This window comes from Fructobacillus fructosus KCTC 3544 (assembly GCF_001438695.1).
GTDB classification, from domain to species: Bacteria; Bacillota; Bacilli; order Lactobacillales; family Lactobacillaceae; genus Fructobacillus; species Fructobacillus fructosus.
Map to the genome: position 1 here is coordinate 19,849 of NZ_JQBH01000002.1, position 15,319 is coordinate 35,167.

The window sequence follows — 15,319 nt, forward strand, 5'->3', positions numbered from 1 at the left end:
CTAATTTTTTAATCTCGTCAACCCTTTTTATTAAAAATTTTTAATCATTTTTCTTCATATACCGCCACAAAAAAGGACGGTTTTTAGTTCTTTTTTCAAGTTGTTTTCTCAAAAAGTGCTGATACAATGCAAACAAATTAAAAACAAAAGGAGCATGAGAAAATGACAAGGGTTGTGAAATTTGGGGGTTCTTCCCTAGCGAACGGACCACAGTATGAGAAAGTTACTCAGATTATCATGGCGAATCATGAGCGTCGGATTGTGGTGGTTTCTGCACCAGGTAAACGAGACGAAAATGATCAAAAGGTCACCGATCTCTTAATCCAATACGCGACTTTATCAGAACTAGACCAAAATATTGAAAACATTCAAAAAACACTGGTCGCGAGATACGAAGCGATTGCTCAGTATTTTAAGCTATCACCCAGTGATTTCAAAACAATTCGTGAGACAATCATCCAGTTACCCCATCTCTTTGCAGGGAAGGGAAATGACCGTCTTGCTTATTTTAAGGCCCATGGTGAGAAATTAAACGCGATGCTAATGGCGCTTATTTTGCAAAAACTGGGTCAGCGGGCTCGCTTTGTGGACCCAGCCGAACTTGGGTTGGTTGTGACCGGACAACCCGATAGTGCAACCATTACAGAAGAAAGCTATACCAACATAAAACATTTCAAAATAAGTGACGATGAAATCTTGGTGATTCCTGGCTTTTATGGCGTGACCAAAAAAGGCGATATTGCCACCTTCGCTCGTGGTGGTTCGGACATTACTGGCTCCATTGTGGCTAGAGGGTTTGGTGTTCATTTGTACGAAAACTTTACGGACGTCTCTTCGGTTTACGCAGCGAATCCGAACATCGTCGACCGACCAGTCGCCATCGAACAAATGACGTATCGTGAAATGCGAGAGCTTTCCTATGCCGGCTTTTCCGTTTTTAACGATGAAGCCATTATTCCTGCCATTCAAGGACAGGTCACCATCAATGTTAAGAATACAAACCGTCCCAATGATCCTGGAACACGAATCATTCCCGAACATGACTTTCACCCCAGCCACCCCATCACCGGTGTCAGCAATTCTGATCACTTTTCAGCCTTGTACTTGCACCGCTACTTACTAAACCAAGAGGTCGGTTTGACGCTCAAATTACTGCAAATTTTTTACCGCTATAACATCTCTTATGAACACATGCCTTCTGGAATTGACGATTTAACCATTATTTTTGATAATCGGCAGTTAACGGAGGATAAAATTCAAGCACTTTGTGCCGATATCGAAGAAACGCTTGAACCGGATGCCATGCAATGGATTGAAGATTACACAATCATCATGATTGTTGGTGAGGGTATGTTTTTAAAGCCAACAACCGTAGCTGAAGCCATTTCGGCCCTAACGATGAATGGTATCGAGGTGAACATGATTAACCAAGGAGCCTCACAAATTTCAGCCATGATTGGTACGAAGAAAAAGGACGCCAAACACGCCGTTGCCACAATTTACCAGCATTTTTTTCAGGAGGATAACCATGACTGAACTTGTCCATGTCCACGGATCACATAATTCTTTTTATCTCTTAGACCAAACGTTATTCGAAACACCCTTGTCGCAAAAGCAGTTAATCCAACTTGCTCAAAAACTTTGTCAGAAAAAAGGCGATTGGCCTGGTGCGGATGGCTTACTCGTCATCGATGAGCCAACACATGCAGGCCCCTTGGGCAAAATGACAGTCGTTAATGCCGATGGTAGTATCGCTTCGATGTGTGGCAATGGATTACGGACGGTGGCCCGCTACTTATCAGAACGCGAGGGCCAAACGGCTTTTACCGTTGAAACGGCTGAAAGTGATTTAAAAGTCCGACGAGAAGCTGACTTTGTGCCCGGGGTACCGGCGTTTTCGGTTGAGATTTCACCGATTCGCTTTAACAAGAAAGCTTTCCCATTTGATCATTTGGAAAAGGAAAGAATCTTCGATACAAAACTTCCCGTTTTACACGATTATCTACACTTTACCGCCATTGCCGTTCCCAACCCCCATTTGATTAGTTTTGTTGAAACGGATGAGGACTTAACGGATACCCTCGGTCAACTGGGTCAGCGTTTGAATGCAGAAAATCCCTACTTCCCGGATGGCGTCAATGTCAATTTCGCCAAAATTTTAGACAAAAATATTTTATTCGTTCATACCTATGAACGGGGCGTCGGCTTTACCAACGCCTGTGGTACCGGTATGTCCGCCACTTCCTATGCCTTTTCCATGATTCATCCCGAACTAGTCGATGTAAGTAAGGAACTGACGATTTATAATCCGGGAGGCATGGTAAAGACACGGATTCATCAAGATAAAGAACAACCATGGATTGAATTAATTGGTAATGCAACGTTTATTGATAAAGTCACCATTCCAGAAGAATACCTGTCCAGTGGTCATTTTGATTTAGCCCAGTTGAGGCCTGTTCAAACGGGAGAAGAAACAAATTATAACCGTTTTGTGGCCAATCTACCCCACTAAAGTTAAAATAGCGCCAGTCATCCGTTTTGATGACTGACGCTCTTTTTTCAATTAATTATTTCATTTTCTTGAGGAATTTCTTTTGTGTTTTGACCTCGGTAAAGCCAATATGTCGGTAAAAGTCATGCGCTGCCGTTCGTTCGATGCCCGAATTTAAACGTATCGTCAATATTTGCAATTTTTCAGCTTCTTCTGATAACCACCTCATCAGCTGTCGGCCAATGCCGGTTCCTCGTCGTTCGTTTTGCACGGCTAAGGCAAGTACGTTCATCGCATCTTCTGCGTACAACTCACGATACAATTCCGCGTGAACATAACCGACTACTTCCCCGTTACGTTCGTCGACCGCAACGGCAATTAGATAATGATTCGCATCATTCAAAGTAAGTTGGAGCTGTTGTTTAGTAAATTCCAGTGACTGATCGTAGCCTAGGGCTTGTCGATTGATCTTTTGAAGCCACACGGCATCACTTATTGCAGCTGAACGAATAATCATGTGAAATCCTTTTTTTACTCTCTCACTTGTCCGTCACCAAACACTTCATACTTAATGGTGGTTAGTGCAGCAAGTCCCATTGGTCCGCGGGCATGCAGTTTTTGCGTTGAAATACCGATTTCCGCACCGAAGCCAAATTCAAAACCATCCGTGAAACGAGAAGAAACGTTCTGATAAACAACGGCGGCGTCCACTTGATTCATAAAGTTTGTCACATTTTGAACGTTTTCAGATAAAATTGTTTCGGAATGATGGGTTGTGTGCTCGTTAATCCAGTCGATAGCTTGCTCGCAGTCCTTCACAACTTTGATAGCCATAATCAAATCGTTATATTCCGTATCCCAATCCTTTTCATTGGCTGCTAAAATTCGAGTATCAATCGTCCGTGACTGCTCATCACCACGCAACTCAACACCTTTTTCAATCAGGGTTTGCACAACCTTTGGTAAAAAGTCCTTCGCAATCGCCTCATGAACCAGCAACTTTTCGGCTGAATTACAGACTGCTGGTTTTGACGTTTTAGCGTTTGTAATCACTGAAATCGCTTGGTCTTGATCTGCTGATTCATCCACAAAAATATGGGTATTGCCAGCACCTGTTTCAATCACGGGAACGGTTGCATTTTGAACAACAAAGTCAATAAAGGCTTTAGAACCACGTGGAATAAGTACGTCAACGTACTTGCGCATACCTAATAATTGGTTAACGCTCTCATGAGAGGTATCTTCAATTAGTTGAATGATGTTACGATTCAACCCATTGTCAGACAGCACGTTCCGCAAGACTTTTGCTAGTACTTTATTCGTTCGAATGGCCTCCTTGCCACCCCGTAGAATAACTGCGTTACCAGATTTAATGGCTAAGGCGGCGGCATCAACCGTCACATTTGGACGCGCTTCATAAATCATGGCCACCACACCAAGTGGGACCGTTTTCTTGGTTATTTTAAAACCCGTTGAATGCTCCCAGGAATCATATGGCCCAGCTAGTGGATCTGGTAAAGTCGCCACCGCGCGCAGAGACGCGGCGATGCCTTGAATCACTAATTGATTAACGGTTAGTCGATTCCGCATGGGACCAGACAAGTCACTAGCAGCCGCCAAGTCTTCATCATTAGCCCGAATAATTTCTTCCTGTTGGCTAAGCAAAGCCGTTGCCATTGCTTGAAGTAGCTGGTTTCGCTCTTCGTTACTCAGTTGGGCAACCGCCTGGCTGGCAGCCTTTGCTTGTTGCCCAATCGTTTCCATCGTCATCATGCTTATTCTCCTTGAAAATGTGTTCCAATTGCCTTACCTTCAATCACTGCACGAATATTTTCTGGATTATTTCCGTTGATAAGGGCCATTTCCCGACCATGGGCCATCATGTACTCAGCCGCTTTCAACTTGGTTGCCATCCCGCCGGTGCCGAGGCCAGAAGTCGATCCAGTGGCTGCTTGCCTGATGGCATCCGTCACTTCATGAATTTTTCGTAAGGGCTTAGCCTGCGGATTGGTGTTCGGATTAGCAGTATACAGCGCATCCACGTCCGATAAGACAATCAGATCAGCACCCATTTCTTCTGCCAATAAGGCAGCCAACCGATCGTTATCACCAAAAGAGTGCTGGTGATCAAGTTCATCCACAGCAATGACATCGTTTTCATTAACAATTGGAATCACCTTTTGCATCAGCAACTCATTGATGGCAGCCTTCGTATTAGCTAACATCGCCGGGTTTTCAAAGACATCATACGTCAGTAAGACCTGACCAATGAGTTGCTGGTAGAAAGAAAAAGCCTGATTATAGATAGTCATTAAGTACCCCTGACCAATGGCAGCTAAGGCTTGTTGCTGCGGAATCTCCTTTGGCCGACTGTCGAGTCCCATTTGATCAATGGCCACCCCAATGGCCCCTGAAGTGACAAAAAGGATTTCGTGTCCATCTTTTTCCAAAGTCGTTAACACCTGTGCTAAACGGTTAATGACTGGATAGTTTACCTGTCCAGTCGAATCCACAATGGTGCTCGTTCCAACCTTTACAAGAATACGTTGCCAATCTGCCATGAACTTTCCCTCAATTGTTTTTCTTTCAATTATAGCAGTAAACAATTCTTAAATTAATCATTTCAGAAAAAGTCGTTCGACTGCCATTAAAAGGAGTGGCAATCAATCGTTCGTTCCAAAACCAATCAACGGCCTGACGATTCAAGACTATTTTAAAAATTACGTATCGTAGGATGTTAGAAAAGTTATCAAGATTTAATTGGTCTAATAAAAAAAGACGTAAACTAAAAACAATGTTAATCAAGAACTTTCGAAAGGAAATGACTTATGCAGGCTGGAGACATTGCTTTTATATTGATATCATCACTTTTAGTTTGGTTAATGACCCCTGGACTGGCTTTCTTTTATGCCGGTGTGGCTGATGAAAAGAACCGTTTATACATGTTGCGACTCGGTCTAATTATAATTGGTCTAGTCAGTATCCTCTGGTTTGCCTTCGGCTATTCCTTTGCCTTTACCGGTAGCGAGAACTTTTCAAAAGTGTTCAACCAACTTTTCTTTAATGGCGTTTCATTTACTCATTCAACACGTGAGCTAACCATTCCAGACGCCCTCTTCGCCTTCTTTCAAGGCACCTTCGCCATGATTACGGTGCTCATTATTGTTGGGTCAGTTCTTGGTCGAATGAAAACAAAGGCCCTTTTGCTCTTTCTCAGCTTCTGGTTGCTCGTTGTTTACGCGCCCTTAGCTCATATGGTTTGGGATAACGGCTTTATCGCACGCCTGGGAGCCATTGACTTTGCCGGCGGGACCGTTGTCCACATCTCGTCCGGTGTGACGGGACTGGTCTTAGCGCTGCTGCTTGGCCGTCGTCGCGATATGAAGGTAATCCCCGCTAAAAGTTCATACACCTTTATTGGCGGCCTCCTACTTTGGCTCGGTTGGTTTGGATTCAATGGTGGTTCCGCCTTAGCCGCAAACGGACAGGGAATCCTGGCCATGTTTAACAGTGCCATTGCCTCGGCCGCAGGTCTTCTTGGCTTTTCTTACTGTGCCTACCGAAAGCAAAGCAACATCACAATCAGTGACCTATTCAACGGTGCACTAGCTGGATTAGTTGCCATCACACCAGCAGCCGGATTTGTGGCACCTTGGGCAGCCTTGCTCTTTGGTATGGTTGCAGCGCCCGTTATCTATTGGTCACTTGCAACTTTGAAAACGAAGTGTCAGTATGACGACACGCTCGATGCCTTCGGCATTCACGGTGTGGGCGGCATCCTCGGCGCCTTACTAACCGCTATCTTCGCGGATAAATCCTTCTTCTCACCCGTCCAAGGTGTCATCCATGGCAATTGGACTTTACTGGGCGAACAAGCCCTGGCTGTTCTGTTGACGGTTGCATTCACCGCCGCTCTTTCCTACCTCCTTGCAAAAGTCGTTTCGCTGTTTACCAAGGGCTCACTCCGTGTCTCGGCAGCTATTGAAGACCGTGGCTTAAATTAATTGAGTGAAACAAAAATCCTAGTAACGTATCGATTTAAACACGTTACTAGGATTTTTTATTAGTCGATATTCGCTGCACAACGCTCGATAAACTCTTTTCGCTGTGCTTCCGTACTTTTCTGAGTATTCATGTTCCCAAGGACCAAAGTTTTGGTGACCTTGATGCCACAGAAGCCAAGGACGAGGTGCTTCCAACGGTAAACAACGCTACCGTAAATGGACTTTGTAAAGAAAGCTGGGCCACGACTCGTAATGAAGAGTTTGGCCGTTTTGCCAGTTAGCAGCTTATCAATTTTGGTTGCTGATTGATAGTGATAGGCGAAGTGCGGTGTCAACGTGCGATCCAAAAAGCCCTTTAACATGGCTGGTTCGGCCCCCCACCATGTTGGAAAGAAGAAGACTAGCTGATCGGCTTCTTTAATCAGTTCCTGATAGTGGTTAGGCTTACTTTCGTCTTCCATGTGCTGACGGAAGCCGTATTCAAGATTTGGATTAAAGTCCTCTTCTGCTAAATCAATCATCTTGACCTCGTGACCGGCCGCTTGTGCTTTTTCGTAATAATTAACGGCATTAGCGTGGTTAAAGGACTGACTATCAGGATGTCCTTGAATGATTAATAGTTTCATCTAATCTCTCCTTTTTGTGCCACTACTGGTTGCTTAACTAAGTAATCCAAGATTTTAGCTAAGACGACCTTATTTTCTTCAGGCACACCATGTGTCAAGAGGTCATTAGCAGTTTGGTGTAAGTCATTCCCTTCATCAGCGTACTGACCGTCGTTTGCCACCATTTCACGAACAGCATCCGCATCCGGCTCAAAGTGAAACTGTAAGCCAACGACGTTGCCCATGACAAAGCCTTGGTTCGCCACTAAATCAGAAGAGAAAAGTAACTCCGCTTCCTTTGGAATGACAAACTGATCCTCGTGCCAATGTAAAACGGTCATTTGATCAGGTAAGCCTGGAATTCGATTACTCTGTCGGCGAACTGGCGCCCAGCCAACTTCTTTATGGGCAGCTTTGCTGATGGGATAACCCAGCACTTTGACAATTTGTTGCGCGCCGTAGCAGATGCCAAGCACGGGCTTTCCCGCAGCTAACATGTCAGCAATCAATGATCGTTCGTTTTTGATATAGTCATCCGAATCGTTCGGTGACTGCGGGCTGCCGAGCACGACCAGAAAGTCCGTTTGTTCTTCCTTTGGCAACACACCTGAGAAATGGGCCGGATGGTAAACCGTCATCTCGTGATCATTTCGCTTCGACCAATCAGCGATTGTGCCAGGGCCTTCGTCTGGTGTGTGCTGTAAGACATTAATGCGCATAAAAAACCTTTCCATCGACGGCAATTTGATATGGGTTTCGCCTGCATCTGCCCTTATTTGCCTCTATTATAGCAGAGAATGAAAAAGAGTCTAATTTCTTTAGCGATTATTCATGCGACTGTTATAATATCACTAGCCTTTTATAACTTTTGGAGGAAAACATGTCGATAAAAAACCTTATTTTTGACCTCGATGATACCCTACTTGACTTTAAGGGTGGCGAAGTGGCCGACATTAAAGAACTTTTTGCTACTCATTGTCACTTAGAGGGGCCAGCACTAGAAAAAGCCTTAGCAACTTATCAGGGCATTAACAGCCGACTTTGGTATCAGTATGAGATGAAAGAAATTGATCGAGAAGAAATCTTTACTAGCCGCTTCCCCAAAACCTTGGCCGCTCTCGGCCTGACAGAGCAAGCTGACGCTAAACAACTGGAAGAAGACTACGCCTACTTACGTGATCATAACTACCGCATGCTTGACGGGGCAAAGGAGCTTCTCGAAACCCTTAGCAAGCGTTATATGCTCTTTGCAGGGACAAACGGTCAGGAAGAAACCCAATACCGCCGACTGAAGGCAACGGGCTTACTCCCCTATTTTACTAAGGTATACACTTCCGAAGGCTTAGGGGTTGCCAAGCCGGATGCCAGCTTCTTTGAAAAAATTTTTAGTGCCGAAGCAGCCGTTCAAAAAGAGGAAACCATTATGATTGGGGATGGCCTCTATTCGGATATATTAGGTGGACAAAATGCTCAGATGGCTACTATCTGGGTGAACTTAAAACATAAGGAGCTACCAACCGATATTCATCCTTCCAAGCAAGTGCATTCACTGAACGAATTAGCAGAAATTCTCTAAAAAAACGACACCCGAAAAGGTGTCGTTTTTTATTTCTTTAAAAGACGGAAGAAATGTTTTCATCACCCTGTTCAAAAGTGATGATTCGGTGCATGGCCTTATCGTCGTGTAAGGCTGCAACAATCATTGCTGCCACGTCGGCGCGGCTGACTGTGCCTGCTCCGGCTTCCTGGTCCGTAATCTGCTTGATTGTGCCAGTCCCAGCCTCATCAGTTAGCGTCGTTGGTCTGAGAATGGTGTAGTTCAATCCAGATTGCTGCAAAAGTCGATCGGCATAGTGTTTCATCATAAAGTAAGTGTAAATGCCAGACTTAACCCAGACCGCCCGGTTATCTGCCCCGGCAGCCGACACCATGACGAATTGCTGAACATCCGCTTTCTTAGCAGCTTCCATCGACTTGACAGCACCGTCCAGGTCAATTTCCGTTGTCCGTTCTGCGCCGCCCTTACCGCCAGCACCAGCCGAAAAAACAACCTGATCAATCTGATAATCCGTCATGATTTTGGCCATTTCATCAGCTGACTTCGTCAAGTCGAAGAGTACGGGATTCAACCGATCTTCCGTTGCTAAGTCATCGAACTGGTTAGGGTCCCGAAAACCAGCGTAAACATGATCACCGGTAGCAGCCAAATCAGCGGCTGCCAATGAACCGACTTTTCCGTGTGCACCAATTACTAAAATATTTGCCATAGCAAACTCCCTTCTTTTGTCTTAAATAATCACCTTACTGATTCTTCGGTCAACACCGTTTTTTGACGAATTTGTAAATCATCCGAAAAGTCATAAAGAATCGGCTGACCATTTGGAATCTCCACCTTCGTCACTTCCTCAGCTGTTAAACCTTCAATCAATTTTGTTAGTGCCCGAATGGAGGTCCCGTGAGCGACAACCAGCACATCCTTTCCCTGTTTCAAATCGGTTAAAATACCGTTTTCAAAAATTGGTCGGACACGATTTTCAGTTGTCTGGATGTTTTCACTCTTTGGTAAAAGACCGTATGGTACTTTTGCATAGCGATGATCAAAGGCGGGATAGGTTTGACCATCAATCGTAACCTCGGGGTGGATTCCTTCGGCGTCTGGTGGCAGAACAGAATAGGAGCGACGCCAAGTTTGCACCTGGTCTCGGCCATATTTCTGCCGCATCTCATCCTTATCCTCGCCTTGAAGAATCCCGTAATGGCGTTCATTTAATCGCCAACTCTTTCGTTGCGGAACAAATGATTGTCCTAGTTCCTCAAGAACCCGGTTAATCGTCATAATGGTTCGTGATAGAACAGATGAATAGGCACTCGAAAACTGCAGGCCTTGATCTTGCAAAAGACGGCCAGCTTTTCTCGCCTGTTCCTTTCCCGTTTCTGATAGCTGCGTATCAATCCACCCATTGAAACGGTTCGATTGGTTCCATTCGCTTTGACCATGACGAATTAAGACAAGTGTTGGCATAAGTAACTCCTTTTATTCTGCCCTATTCTACACTTTAGAAGCCCGTCGGGACAAGTCCCTAACTAGAAAAAGACGCCGCAGCGTCTTTTTCAATCGGCATTACAACTTAATACCGTATTCTTCAAAGAATTCAGGTAAAGTCTTCAATGACTGGCCATCGTATGAATCAAGGAAGTCACGAACATTCTTAGCCTTTGGTACATCGAAGTTAGCATTGTAATTTGGGTTAAGTGTTTCAACGTAGTGATCGCCTTCTGGCTTCAACTGAAGCTCTTCTACCGGCAATGCACGCTTTGGCGAAATCTTGATGTCAATCAAGAATGGCCGACCAGCTTTCGTTACCTCAACCGCCTTGTCAAAGGCTGCTGGCAATTCAGCTGGTTCCGTCACTTGAACTGATTCAACACCCATCCCTTCAGCAATCTTAGCAAAGTTTTGATCTTCCAAATCAATTCCTGAACGGTGCATGGCCACATCATCTTGTTCGGACTTGATAAAGTCAAGTACTTTGTTCGATGTAATGACGTTAATGATTGGCAAGTGGTACTTCCGCTCCGTAATGAGATCTTGCATAATCATCGAGAAGGCACCATCACCGGCAACTTGAATTGCTTGACGGTCAGGGAAGGATAACTTTGCGGCTAGAGCACCTGGAAGACCCGTACCCATTGATGCAAAGAGTGCTGAAATAACCATCTTTTGCTTCTTTGAAACCTGCAAGTGCCGGAAGGCATTGATGATGTTGTCCCCGACATCGATGGAGAAGATGGCATCATCCTCGGCAATCCGATTAACCTGCTTGTAAATAGCGGCTGGATTGATTGGATCAGCCTCACTATTTTCTTGTGCCTTCATGTATTCTTGCCAGTTCTTATTATCCGCAATGGCCGCCTGCATGAATGGACGTTCAGGAACCTGATCCGCTTTCGCAAGAGCTGCCTCAACGAAGGCCGTCGCATCTGCCCAGATGCCAAAGCCGAGGTTGTGGTGACGACCAAGTTCGACACGGTCGTTATCAACCTGGACGAATTTAAATGGATGAGTCGTGTAAATCAAATCAGCAAACGGGAAATCCGCTCCAATGGTAATCACCAAATCGGCACTTGCCATGATTTCATCGGCTGCCTTGTGAGCAGCACGATTGGCCATTCCTAAGTTCCCCTCGTAGGCCTCACTGATGTGCCCCTTAGCCAGTCCAGTCATCACAATTGGAATCTGAAGCTTCTTTGACAATTCGATGATGGCATCGCCACCGTCCTGAATTCCACGGCCAACGTGGAAGACGGGGCGCTTTGCGTGAGCGACCATCTCAAGGAACTTGTCGATTTCCTTGGCAGTTGGTTGCACGGCCGGTACTTGTTTGTCATCACTAGGTCCATGAGAACCGTATGCCAAATCGGGAATCTGAACATAACCTAAGTCATTTGGAATAATCACAACGGCAACACCACGGTGCTTGTAGGCTTCGCGAATCGCTTGATCAACAACGTGTGGCAAGCTTTCAGCAGTCATCACCGTCCGGCAGTAAACGGAGACATCTTCAAAGATGGGATCTTCATTAAACTCCTGGAAGAAGTTCGAGTTCATCACCTTTGTGCCTGTTTGACCAACCAAAGCCAGAACGGGGGCGTGGTCTTCACGCGCATCGTATAAACCAGTCAAAAGGTTGGTGGCACCTGGTCCAGCGGAACCAAAGGCAACACCAATTTTACCAGTTAACTTGGCATCGGCAGATGCGGCCATTGCGCCAACCTGTTCGTGACGAATCTGAACGTATTGTAAACGTTCCTTTTCATCAGCTAAAGCAGCCATTGTTGAGTTGAAAGAACCACCAGGATAACCATAAATGTGGTTAACTCCCCATTCTTCCAATACCTTTAACATGGCGACGCTTGCAGCTACAGTGTTCTCAGACATTAGACATCTCCTTTTTCCTTTTTTGTTACCCACAGTATAGTCGTTTACTACACATATGTGAAGTAAAGTTTTAAAAAGTTTTGTCAATTTTCATTAGGCCATTAAAGAAACTGCTATTCCTAATTGTTTGGCTAATTCTTCCTTTAACTGCACCGCCTGCTTTTCGGTCACATGCTGAACGGACTTAATTTGTCTAGAGACAGTAGCATGACCAATCCGCCCCCATTCAAAGAAAACGTTTAATTCGTGGGAGAACGGTTGAATGACGAGACGAACTTCATAAATCACGTTTCGCTTTTTTTCAAATAGCGGATTAATGAGGCGTAAAATATCGGCAACTAGCTTAGTGTTGACCACGTTGCACCTCCGCAAAACGGATATTTGCCCATTCCACTTTTGACTCCCCAAGATAAAATCCACCATCGAAAAAGTCGGTGACGACACCAACAATGGGTAGCGGAATCTGACGATTAGCATCGACCGTATTTTCTTGTAATCGCAATCGCCAGCCGTATTGAGAAGCGAGCAGTACCTGTTCCCTAATCAGCGTCAGTGGTTGCTTTTCCAGCCAACTAGCTCGCTCCTGATTTTCATGAAGCTGACTATCCTGTTGCATTTTCGCCGTATGATCGGATAAAAAGAAGCCGTTCCACTTAATTTTTCCACGCTCACGATAGTCATTTCGAAAATAGCAATCGACGGTTTGAATCCATTCATCTTCCTCTAAAAAATCACTAGTCATAAGCATTCCCTCCGTTATGTCCGCCAACTAATCCCGCTCGCTCAATTGCCCGTGCACCGCGTTCAAGGGATAAGGACCGTACGATGGCAGCCGAACCAAAGCGTTTTCGTAGTTGGTCCACCACTTGATCAATCGGATCCTGTTCTTCTGTTTCAGTGAGCGGTGCTTCCTCAAAGAGGGAAATTGGTTGGACTTTATCGCTACCCAAATCACTCATCGCTACGCCGATATGTCGGACCGGGCGGCCATTCCAATGCTGATTAAATATTTTTTCTAAGACGCTCATCATGGTTGTGCTTCGATTGCTCGGATCAATTCGAACCGTTTTGTGTAGACCGGCCGAACGATCGTGACGTTCATCGAAGTCAATCTTTTGTTCGGCATAACCGAGATAGAGCGAAACGAGAGCCGCTTGTACCCCGTGGGCTCTCAAACGAGAAGCTACCTGGTCCGCCATTTCTAAAATCACCACCCGAATCGCTTCCCGATCTCGATAGTTGTAGGGTAAAACCTGCGAATTGCCGTAGGACTTATTTTTAACTTGAATTTTTTCAGTGAGGTCAGAGCGGTCAATTCCCCAGGCTAAAGCGAAGAGTTGTTCGCCCATCAGCCCCAGCTTCTTCCTTAATTGATAGGGGTTGTAATGGGCAAGGTCGCCCATTGAATTGATTCCCCAACTCTGCAGCTTCTTAGCCGTTTTTCGGCCAATCGACCAGACCTTGCCAAAATCCATAACCGGCCATAGCTTGTCTGGTACGTCTTCATAATGCCATTCTGCCAATAAGTGACGAGCGGATTTTGCCTCCAAATCAAGCGCTAACTTAGCTAATGCCGGACTGTCCCCAATCCCGATGGACAGGTAAATGCCAGTTTCTTTAAGAACATGCTTTTGAATCCGTTCAGCCACTGCATTTGGCGAATCACCAAAAAGTGGCCAAAAGTTCGTCATATCGAGAATGGATTCGTCAATGGAATACGGAAGCAAGTGCGCCTCGTCCACATACTGCTGGTAAATGGCGTTAATTTCCAAATTCCTTTTGATGTAAAGGTTCATTCTCGGTTCAGCCTTAATCAACTGGGGAATATCCGGGACGTCCTTTTGTCTAGTAACGTTGGAAATCCCTAACATCTTCTTAGCCATGGGAGAAGAGGCCAGTACGAGCCCCCCCTTCAAGTTCTCCTGATGGGACATGACGACAAGCAAGGCTTTCAATGGATTCAACTTTCGCTCCACGCACTCCACGCTCGCATAAAAGCTCTTCGAGTCAATTAGAAAAACGACTCGTCGCTCTTCATTTGCATAAATCGTTTCAAGCGCTTTGTTGACCATCCCCGTTCACCTCCTTAACTGCTTATTCAATTATACGAACAGATGTTCGTATTTTCAAGCAAAAAAAGGCATCGACCAAAATAATTTAATCGATGCTGATTTATTTATTGATTTATTATAAGTGGACTTACTTTTTTGACTATAGCAAGTTCATTTCGACCATTTTTTCGGCAATTTCAACGGTGTTCCAAGCCGCACCCTTCAACAGATTGTCCGAAACGATCCAAAGATGAAAGGCGCCTGGATTTTCCAAATCGGCCCGAATACGTCCGACGAAAGTCTCCCGCTTTCCTTCCGCCTCAACCGGCTGTGGGTAAACCTGGTGCGCCACATCGTCTTCCAAGACAACACCAGGAAAATCGACCATCAACTGGCGAATGTCAGCTACCGTGGCTTGTTCATCCCCCGTCTGCACATAGACACTCTCTCCGTGTCCGATAATGACTGGAACACGTACGGCAGTCCCCGTGACTTTCATTTCCCTACTATCCTTATCATCCAACAGGATTTTCTTCGTTTCATGAATCATCTTGTATTCTTCGTGCGTGTAGTCACCGTCTTCAAAGACATCAATCTGAGGCAGTAAGTTAAAGGCCAGTGGATAGTGCTTTTTATCGGACTTAACGGGTAGAATCTTAGCATGTTCAGCCATTGATTGACCGTTCAACCGAGCCTGCGCCTCCGCTTTAACTTCATCAATCGCCGCTTGACCAGCACCAGATGCCGCTTGGTAAGTTGAAATAATCACCTGATCCAGGCCAAAACGATCATGAATTGGCTTTAACGCCATGACCAGCTGTGTCGTTGAACAGTTGGGGTTTGCAATAATGCCCTTATGATGAAGCAGGGCTTCGGGATTAACTTCCGGCACCACTAAGGGCACGTTGTTATCCATGCGCCAGTAGGAAGAATTATCAATCACAACGGCCCCAGCCTTGACTGCAGCCGGTGCCAAGTTCTTTGAAACCGAGCCGCCAGCCGATGCCAGAACAAGGTCAACCCCTTCAAATGAGGATGGTGTTGCTTCTTCCACCGTAAGAACCTCGTGTCCAAAGGGCACTTTTTCACCAGCAGACTTCGCCGATGCGAGTGCCCGAACAGTCCCATAAGGAATGGTGGACTGCTGTAATTGATCCAAAATGCGGCGACCAACGGCACCAGTGGCACCTAAAACCGCAACGGTTAACTTCTTCTCTGACATGCTTTTT

The 15,319-nt window shown here is 45.4% G+C and carries 16 protein-coding genes; 4 read left to right on the forward strand and 12 right to left on the reverse strand.

All coding sequences use genetic code 11. The features are described 5' to 3' along the window. Positions 1 to 162: 162 nt before the first annotated feature. Both IV71_RS01165 and dapF read left to right on the forward strand, forming a co-directional pair. A complete protein-coding gene (locus tag IV71_RS01165; protein WP_010691667.1) occupies positions 163 to 1,536 on the forward strand; it encodes an aspartate kinase in 1,374 nt (457 codons plus the stop codon). Further along, positions 1,529 to 2,512 carry a diaminopimelate epimerase gene (gene dapF, locus IV71_RS01170; RefSeq protein ID WP_056994991.1) on the forward strand — a complete coding sequence of 328 codons (984 nt, stop codon included), beginning with the start codon at positions 1,529 to 1,531 and terminating at the stop codon, positions 2,510 to 2,512. Before IV71_RS01165 ends, dapF begins: the two co-directional genes overlap by 8 nt. A gap of 55 nt (positions 2,513 to 2,567) precedes the next feature. On the opposite strand, the gene IV71_RS01175 is transcribed toward dapF, so the two are convergent. From IV71_RS01175 to proB, 3 genes are read right to left on the reverse strand one after another with little or no spacing between them, the layout of a single operon-like run. After that, positions 2,568 to 3,008: a GNAT family N-acetyltransferase gene (locus tag IV71_RS01175; protein WP_010691669.1), complete on the reverse strand. Its 441-nt coding sequence runs from the start codon at positions 3,006 to 3,008 to the stop codon at positions 2,568 to 2,570. Positions 3,009 to 3,022: 14 nt separating this feature from the next. Continuing rightward, positions 3,023 to 4,264, reverse strand: coding sequence for a glutamate-5-semialdehyde dehydrogenase (locus tag IV71_RS01180; RefSeq protein WP_010691670.1), 1,242 nt, complete (start codon positions 4,262 to 4,264; stop codon positions 3,023 to 3,025). A 2-nt stretch (positions 4,265 to 4,266) separates the two neighbouring features. Continuing rightward, complete coding sequence (gene proB / locus IV71_RS01185) at positions 4,267 to 5,052, reverse strand: glutamate 5-kinase (protein ID WP_010691671.1); 786 nt, start codon at positions 5,050 to 5,052, stop codon at positions 4,267 to 4,269. A 267-nt stretch (positions 5,053 to 5,319) separates the two neighbouring features. Between proB and IV71_RS01190 the strand changes: the two genes are divergently transcribed. Beyond that, complete coding sequence (locus IV71_RS01190) at positions 5,320 to 6,495, forward strand: ammonium transporter (RefSeq protein ID WP_010691672.1); 1,176 nt, start codon at positions 5,320 to 5,322, stop codon at positions 6,493 to 6,495. Between the two features lie 59 nt (positions 6,496 to 6,554). Here the strand turns inward: IV71_RS01190 and IV71_RS01195 are convergent, their stop codons facing one another. Next, entirely contained in the window at positions 6,555 to 7,121 is a 567-nt protein-coding gene (locus IV71_RS01195) for an NAD(P)H-dependent oxidoreductase (RefSeq protein WP_010691673.1), read from the reverse strand. After that, positions 7,118 to 7,819 carry a type 1 glutamine amidotransferase gene (locus IV71_RS01200; RefSeq protein WP_010691674.1) on the reverse strand — a complete coding sequence of 234 codons (702 nt, stop codon included), beginning with the start codon at positions 7,817 to 7,819 and terminating at the stop codon, positions 7,118 to 7,120. Before IV71_RS01200 ends, IV71_RS01195 begins: the two co-directional genes overlap by 4 nt. Before the next feature lie 161 nt (positions 7,820 to 7,980). Between IV71_RS01200 and IV71_RS01205 the strand changes: the two genes are divergently transcribed. Continuing rightward, on the forward strand, positions 7,981 to 8,676 hold the full coding sequence (locus IV71_RS01205) for a YjjG family noncanonical pyrimidine nucleotidase (RefSeq protein WP_010691679.1): 696 nt from the start codon (positions 7,981 to 7,983) through the stop codon (positions 8,674 to 8,676). A gap of 37 nt (positions 8,677 to 8,713) precedes the next feature. On the opposite strand, the gene IV71_RS01210 is transcribed toward IV71_RS01205, so the two are convergent. The 7 genes from IV71_RS01210 to IV71_RS01240 all read right to left on the reverse strand — a co-directional run bounded on the left by IV71_RS01210 (position 8,714) and on the right by IV71_RS01240 (position 15,312). Then, the gene (locus tag IV71_RS01210; RefSeq protein WP_010691681.1) at positions 8,714 to 9,367 is read right to left on the reverse strand and encodes an SDR family oxidoreductase; all 654 of its coding nucleotides are present in this window, start codon (positions 9,365 to 9,367) and stop codon (positions 8,714 to 8,716) included. 29 nt (positions 9,368 to 9,396) lie between these two features. Next, positions 9,397 to 10,122, reverse strand: a complete 726-nt coding sequence (locus IV71_RS01215; RefSeq protein WP_010691684.1) for a 2,3-bisphosphoglycerate-dependent phosphoglycerate mutase — start codon at positions 10,120 to 10,122, stop codon at positions 9,397 to 9,399. 99 nt (positions 10,123 to 10,221) lie between these two features. Beyond that, positions 10,222 to 12,039 (reverse strand): pyruvate oxidase, encoded by a 1,818-nt coding sequence (gene spxB / locus IV71_RS01220; protein WP_010691686.1) that lies wholly within the window; start codon positions 12,037 to 12,039, stop codon positions 10,222 to 10,224. Between the two features lie 93 nt (positions 12,040 to 12,132). Continuing rightward, positions 12,133 to 12,396, reverse strand: coding sequence for a hypothetical protein (locus IV71_RS01225; RefSeq protein ID WP_010691688.1), 264 nt, complete (start codon positions 12,394 to 12,396; stop codon positions 12,133 to 12,135). Beyond that, complete coding sequence (locus IV71_RS01230; RefSeq protein WP_010691690.1) at positions 12,383 to 12,781, reverse strand: hypothetical protein; 399 nt, start codon at positions 12,779 to 12,781, stop codon at positions 12,383 to 12,385. Before IV71_RS01230 ends, IV71_RS01225 begins: the two co-directional genes overlap by 14 nt. After that, positions 12,774 to 14,111 carry a Y-family DNA polymerase gene (locus IV71_RS01235; protein ID WP_010691691.1) on the reverse strand — a complete coding sequence of 446 codons (1,338 nt, stop codon included), beginning with the start codon at positions 14,109 to 14,111 and terminating at the stop codon, positions 12,774 to 12,776. Before IV71_RS01235 ends, IV71_RS01230 begins: the two co-directional genes overlap by 8 nt. A 139-nt stretch (positions 14,112 to 14,250) precedes the next feature. Beyond that, positions 14,251 to 15,312 carry an aspartate-semialdehyde dehydrogenase gene (locus IV71_RS01240; protein ID WP_010691692.1) on the reverse strand — a complete coding sequence of 354 codons (1,062 nt, stop codon included), beginning with the start codon at positions 15,310 to 15,312 and terminating at the stop codon, positions 14,251 to 14,253. Positions 15,313 to 15,319 lie beyond the last annotated feature (7 nt).

Coding starts and splice junctions, on each gene's coding strand:
- IV71_RS01165 (WP_010691667.1), top strand. CDS start 163: ATGACAAGGGTTGTGAAATTTGGGGGTTCTTCCCTAGCGAACGGACCA.
- dapF (WP_056994991.1), top strand. CDS start 1,529: ATGACTGAACTTGTCCATGTCCACGGATCACATAATTCTTTTTATCTC.
- IV71_RS01175 (WP_010691669.1), bottom strand. CDS start 3,008: ATGATTATTCGTTCAGCTGCAATAAGTGATGCCGTGTGGCTTCAAAAG.
- IV71_RS01180 (WP_010691670.1), bottom strand. CDS start 4,264: ATGATGACGATGGAAACGATTGGGCAACAAGCAAAGGCTGCCAGCCAG.
- proB (WP_010691671.1), bottom strand. CDS start 5,052: ATGGCAGATTGGCAACGTATTCTTGTAAAGGTTGGAACGAGCACCATT.
- IV71_RS01190 (WP_010691672.1), top strand. CDS start 5,320: ATGCAGGCTGGAGACATTGCTTTTATATTGATATCATCACTTTTAGTT.
- IV71_RS01195 (WP_010691673.1), bottom strand. CDS start 7,121: ATGAAACTATTAATCATTCAAGGACATCCTGATAGTCAGTCCTTTAAC.
- IV71_RS01200 (WP_010691674.1), bottom strand. CDS start 7,819: ATGCGCATTAATGTCTTACAGCACACACCAGACGAAGGCCCTGGCACA.
- IV71_RS01205 (WP_010691679.1), top strand. CDS start 7,981: ATGTCGATAAAAAACCTTATTTTTGACCTCGATGATACCCTACTTGAC.
- IV71_RS01210 (WP_010691681.1), bottom strand. CDS start 9,367: ATGGCAAATATTTTAGTAATTGGTGCACACGGAAAAGTCGGTTCATTG.
- IV71_RS01215 (WP_010691684.1), bottom strand. CDS start 10,122: ATGCCAACACTTGTCTTAATTCGTCATGGTCAAAGCGAATGGAACCAA.
- spxB (WP_010691686.1), bottom strand. CDS start 12,039: ATGTCTGAGAACACTGTAGCTGCAAGCGTCGCCATGTTAAAGGTATTG.
- IV71_RS01230 (WP_010691690.1), bottom strand. CDS start 12,781: ATGACTAGTGATTTTTTAGAGGAAGATGAATGGATTCAAACCGTCGAT.
- IV71_RS01235 (WP_010691691.1), bottom strand. CDS start 14,111: ATGGTCAACAAAGCGCTTGAAACGATTTATGCAAATGAAGAGCGACGA.
- IV71_RS01240 (WP_010691692.1), bottom strand. CDS start 15,312: ATGTCAGAGAAGAAGTTAACCGTTGCGGTTTTAGGTGCCACTGGTGCC.